The sequence below is a fragment of the Synechococcus sp. H60.1 genome (assembly GCF_047462335.1).
Classification (GTDB): Bacteria; Cyanobacteriota; Cyanobacteriia; order Thermostichales; family Thermostichaceae; genus Thermostichus.
In genome coordinates this window covers 20,159-24,503 of record NZ_JANSJA010000282.1, presented here as the reverse complement: position 1 = coordinate 24,503, position 4,345 = coordinate 20,159, and the positions used below count along the sequence as shown (strand labels likewise).

The window sequence follows — 4,345 nt, the reverse complement described above, 5'->3', positions numbered from 1 at the left end:
TGCTGTCCTAGGGCCGGTCGATCCGCAGATAGGGGGCTACGCTGCCGCCAGCATTTTGCAGGTGGTGGCGGAAAAACCCATTGCCGAGATCGACGACCAGACGCTGATCCTGGCAGATCTGGCCCGCAAAGCGATGCAACAGGTACAGAACTTTGTGCGGGAGCTGCTCAAGGACGAGGTGCCCAAGCGCAAAATTGCCCCCGAACGCGTTGAGCCCCTCATCCAGGCTCTGACCAGCGGGCGGGTAACCCACGACTACCCGATTACGGCTGAAGAAGCGCGGGAGCTGGGCCTGCCCATCTCCACCGAGTTGCCGCCCCAGATCTACGCCCTGATGGATCTCTACCCACAAGCCAGCATAGGCCGTCCTTCCGTGCAGTACATTCCTACCCCCTACGATTCCCGCCCCTCTCCACCCGGCAGCCGGTCTCGCTAGGGCGAACTCTGGGCGTAGGTGTCCATGGCTTCTCGACGCAACCCTTCCGCCCGTCGAAACAGCTCTTGCCCGGTGTGCAGGTGGCGATCGTCGAAGTTCAGCGGGAAATAGCTCAGCTCCTCCAGGGCATCTTCCAAGTGGTTGAGGGCATAGTAGAGGCGAGAAGCCACCCCCCCTAGGCTGCTGGGATTGGGAAGGCGGCGAAAGATCTGCTGAGCTTGGGTCAGTTTCTGCGTACACTCCTCCAGATACAGGCCAAAGGCCTCCAGCAAATCGGGATCGAAAGGATCTGCCGCCAAGGCATTTAACTGCGGCCTGAGGGAAGACAGTAAAGGCCCCAAAACTCGGTTCAGAGGAGTGTAGACCTGCCGAATCCAGGCTTCGCGGGCAATAGCCTCCTGGCTGACCGTCTCTGATGGGGAGCCAGTGGGCTGGGGGCGGGGCGGGGCGTAATTGGAGCGCAGTTGCCGATCGTACTCGCGGCGGGCTTGCGGATCCTTAAGCACCGCATAGGCAGCGTTGATCTGGCGAATACGCTCAGCGGCAGCCCGATCTTTTTTGGCCAGGAGGCTGTCGGGGTGGTGGTACTTGACCAGACGGCGATAGGCAGACTTGATCTCCGCTGCCGTCGCCAGCACCGAAACCCCCAACACTTCGTAGTGGGAAACTGCTTCAGACCCGCTCCCCATCATTTTGTTCTCAGAACAAACGCTCATATTGTACCTGGAGCCTACAATAATGGTGAGTTTTCCGGTGCTGCCCCATGCCGTCCTCCTCCCATCCCCTCAACGCCCTCGTGGGGGCTGCCTTTGCTGCCAGTTTGGGCTATGGGTTCCTACAATTGCTGCTCTCGATGCTGGCCAAGCTGCCGCCAATCGACCTGGAAAGCGGATCCCTGGCGCGGGGGATCAGCATTCTGGTGCGCTACCTGCTGGTGGGATCCGTTTCCCTGATCACCTTCATGTTTGTCATGGTGGGCCTGGGGCTGGCAGCCTACTCGCTGCAATTGCTGGGAGAACGGCTGACCTCTTCTCGGCACCGATCCTAGCCGCAGTCGAGGGAGTTGGTTAGCCAGGACGCTGACGGAGGCGCTGGCTGACCAAGGTGCGCCCCTCTGGGGTGTAGAGCTGCCAGTAGTTCCAGTAGTTGCCAAAGACAGACTTGACATAGCCACGGGTTTCGGCAAAGGGGATCCGCTCCACAAATTCATCGGGATCCTCAAAGCCGAAGCGGCTTAGCCATCTGGCCACATTGCCAGGCCCGCCATTGTAGCTGGCCAGGGCCAGCAGGGTGTTGTCTTGATAGGTGCGGTGGGTGTAGTCAAAGTACCAGCATCCCAGGCGCAGGTTGTCGGCAGGGTTGGTGAGGCTGTACTGGGCTAGACTAACTTTTTGGGCAATCCAGCGGCCGGTGGCAGGCATCACCTGCATCAAGCCCAGCGCTCCCGAGGCCGAGACAATCTCCGGCTCAAAACGGGATTCCTGGCGGATCAAGGCTGCCACCATCAGGGAATTCAGGTTAAATTGCCGCGACCAGTAGGCCAGCCCAGGCCGGGCATAGGGATCTCCCTCCCACGTGTTCTCCGGGTCGGCGTAGTAGTGCAGCGGGTAGACGGCCTGCCAGAAATCCTGGCGCTGTCTCAAGCTCTGCAGCAGCGGGTCAGGCTCGGCGCTGAAGCGCAAAGCAGCCACCTGGTTGATCCCCTGGAGGTGCTCGCCAGCGTTGTTGCGCAAAATGCCGCTGGCAAAGCGCTCGGCCACGCTCATCTGGCGCGGATCCCGTTGCCGCAGGGCCGTTTCCCCCTGCCAGCGCTCCCAGGCCAGTTGGCTGGCGCCGATGAGATGCAAAGTTTGCGTGGCCTCAGAGACCCCTGGCAACGGTTGGCGCACCGGCTGAAAGTCCACCTCAACCCTTTGGCGGCCGCTGGAGAAATCTCCTACTGGCCAGCCCAGTTGCACCGCCGCCCGCCAGGCGTAGTAGGTGTGAGGGAATCGCTGCAGCACCTGCTGATAGGTTTGCCGTGCCGTCGCCCTATCCCCCAGGCGTTCCCGCCATTTGCCTGCCCAGTAGAGCAGTTGCGCCCCCATTTCCGTATCCTGCTGGGCCAAGCCAATCTGCTGGGCCAGAGCAATGGCTTGGCTGAGATTGCCCGCTTGCGCCTGGCGCCAAGCCACCGTCCAGGCGGCGTTGGCCGCCGCTTCGCTGGCCGGGAAACGCTCCCAAAGGGTCTGCCGCACCGCCTGGGCCGACTGCGGGCTGTCGTTGCGCTCATAAAGCTGGCTGAGGCTGAGCAGGGCCTCTGGGGCCTCTGGATTCGAGCCGGATCCCACCTGTCGGAGCAACTGAAGGGCTGTCGGCAGGTCGCTCAGCTCGGCCAGGCGACGCTGGGTGAGGGAGGCCTCGGCAGCCTCGGGAAATTGCGCCAGCAGCGCTTGGTAGGCGGCCCTGGCCTGGGGAAACTCCCGCGAGATCTGGTGGCTGCGGCCCTGGCGGTAGAGGTTTTGGGGGGTAGCAGGGGCGTGTTTGTAGGCGCGGGCGGCTTTGCCGTACTCCCGCTGCTCCCAGTAGGCATCGGCCAGGATCTGCCAGTCGGAGGCTGTGAGGGATCCCTCCTGGGCTTGGCGCCAGCGATCCAAGAGGGGCGTTAACCCAGGGGTTTGCGGGTGATGTTGGGCCAGATCCCGCAGTAGGTCGTAGCGGTCGGGATGCTGCTGCAGCAAGTGCTGGAGGGCGCGAGCAGTCAAGGGGTGAGTGGGAAATTGCCGTCGCAGTTGCTCCACCTGGCCCATTCCCCACAGGGCATAGGCGGCTACAGGACTGTGGGGGTACTCCCGCAAGATCTTGGGCCACCAGATCTGGCGGGCAGTTTCTCGATCCCCCAGCTTTTCATAGGCCTGGGCCCTGAGCTTCCAAATTTCATCAGTGAGAACTGGCAGCTTCTCTTCCAAGCCTTGTAAGGACTCCAAGGCCGCTTGGGCTTGGCCGCCCTGGAGGGCTTTGTAGGCGCGCAAAAAGGCAGCGCCAGAAGTCGCGCTTGGGGATGCCGGCGGCACCGCCGCCATCTCAACGGGTTCTGCCCAGGAAGAAGTGTAAAAGCCCCAGAGGGCACCGCCCAGGACTCCGCCTGCTGCTAAGGCCGCGGCCACCCATTGCCTCCAGAGGTTGCTGGTTAGGCTCCCCATGCCTCCCTCCCCCAGCTCCTTGACTACGATACCCAACGAGGAGGCGCCGAGCCAGGGCAGGGAGGACTCCAGTTGGCGATGGGAACTGGCTCGAGGGGCTCTGGCAGGGGAAACCCCAGGATCTGGGCGTAGAAGTAAAGCTCTGCCTCCAGCGCCCGCTTGAGGTTGGCCGCCTGGCGGAAGCCGTGCTGCTCTCCCTCAAAGGGCACGTAGGCCACCGGGATCCCTTTGGCCTTCAGGGCAGCTACCATCTTCTCCGCTTGGTTGGGAGGAACGATGGCGTCCTCTAGGCCTTGAAAGAAAATGATCGGGCAGTTGAGACCCTCTAGGTGGTGGAGGGGAGAGCGCTCTCGGTAGAGATCCTGCCGTTGGGGGTAGGGGCCAATTAAGCTCTCCAAGTAGTGGGACTCAAACTTGTGAGTTTCTCGGGCCAGCGCTTCTAGGTCACTGATGCCGTAGTAGCTGGCGCCGGCGCGGAAAACCCTGTGAAACGTCAAAGCTGCCAGGGTCGTGTAGCCGCCGGCACTGCTGCCGCGAATGAGCAATCGCTCGCCGTCAACCCGGCCCTGCTGGGCCAAGAATTGGGCTCCAGCAATGCAATCTTCCACGTCCACAAGGCCCCATTGGCCCTTGAGGGCCTCCCGGTAGGCCCGTCCATAGCCGCTGCTGCCGCGGTAGTTGACATCCAAAACGGCAATCCCGCGGCTGGTCCAGTACTGGATCCCCA

At 62.4% G+C, this 4,345-nt stretch carries 5 protein-coding genes; 2 read left to right on the top strand and 3 right to left on the bottom strand.

All coding sequences use genetic code 11. The features are described from left to right. On the top strand, nt 1–436 hold a 436-nt coding region (locus NW852_RS12925; RefSeq protein ID WP_414426805.1), incomplete at its 5' end, for an SDH family Clp fold serine proteinase. Here NW852_RS12925 and NW852_RS12920 read toward each other — a convergent pair. Beyond that, on the bottom strand, nt 433–1,152 hold the full coding sequence (locus NW852_RS12920) for a J domain-containing protein (protein WP_414364957.1): 720 nt from the start codon (nt 1,150–1,152) through the stop codon (nt 433–435). The genes NW852_RS12925 and NW852_RS12920 overlap by 4 nt on opposite strands. 47 nt (nt 1,153–1,199) lie before the next feature. On the opposite strand from NW852_RS12920, the gene NW852_RS12915 reads away from it, so the two are divergent. Beyond that, on the top strand, nt 1,200–1,484 hold the full coding sequence (locus tag NW852_RS12915) for a DUF3082 domain-containing protein (protein WP_414372547.1): 285 nt from the start codon (nt 1,200–1,202) through the stop codon (nt 1,482–1,484). A 19-nt stretch (nt 1,485–1,503) separates the two neighbouring features. Here NW852_RS12915 and NW852_RS12910 read toward each other — a convergent pair whose 3' ends face one another. Then, nucleotides 1,504–3,618, bottom strand: a complete 2,115-nt coding sequence (locus NW852_RS12910; RefSeq protein WP_414372545.1) for a transglycosylase SLT domain-containing protein — start codon at nt 3,616–3,618, stop codon at nt 1,504–1,506. A gap of 23 nt (nt 3,619–3,641) precedes the next feature. Continuing rightward, nucleotides 3,642–4,345: S9 family peptidase (locus NW852_RS12905; RefSeq protein WP_414426804.1), on the bottom strand; the 704-nt coding region annotated here is incomplete at its 5' end.

What these genes read in the sequence shown, in the direction of transcription:
- NW852_RS12920 (WP_414364957.1), bottom strand. Translation starts at nt 1,152, where the DNA reads ATGAGCGTTTGTTCTGAGAACAAAATGATGGGGAGCGGGTCTGAAGCA.
- NW852_RS12915 (WP_414372547.1), top strand. Translation starts at nt 1,200, where the DNA reads ATGCCGTCCTCCTCCCATCCCCTCAACGCCCTCGTGGGGGCTGCCTTT.
- NW852_RS12910 (WP_414372545.1), bottom strand. Translation starts at nt 3,618, where the DNA reads ATGGGGAGCCTAACCAGCAACCTCTGGAGGCAATGGGTGGCCGCGGCC.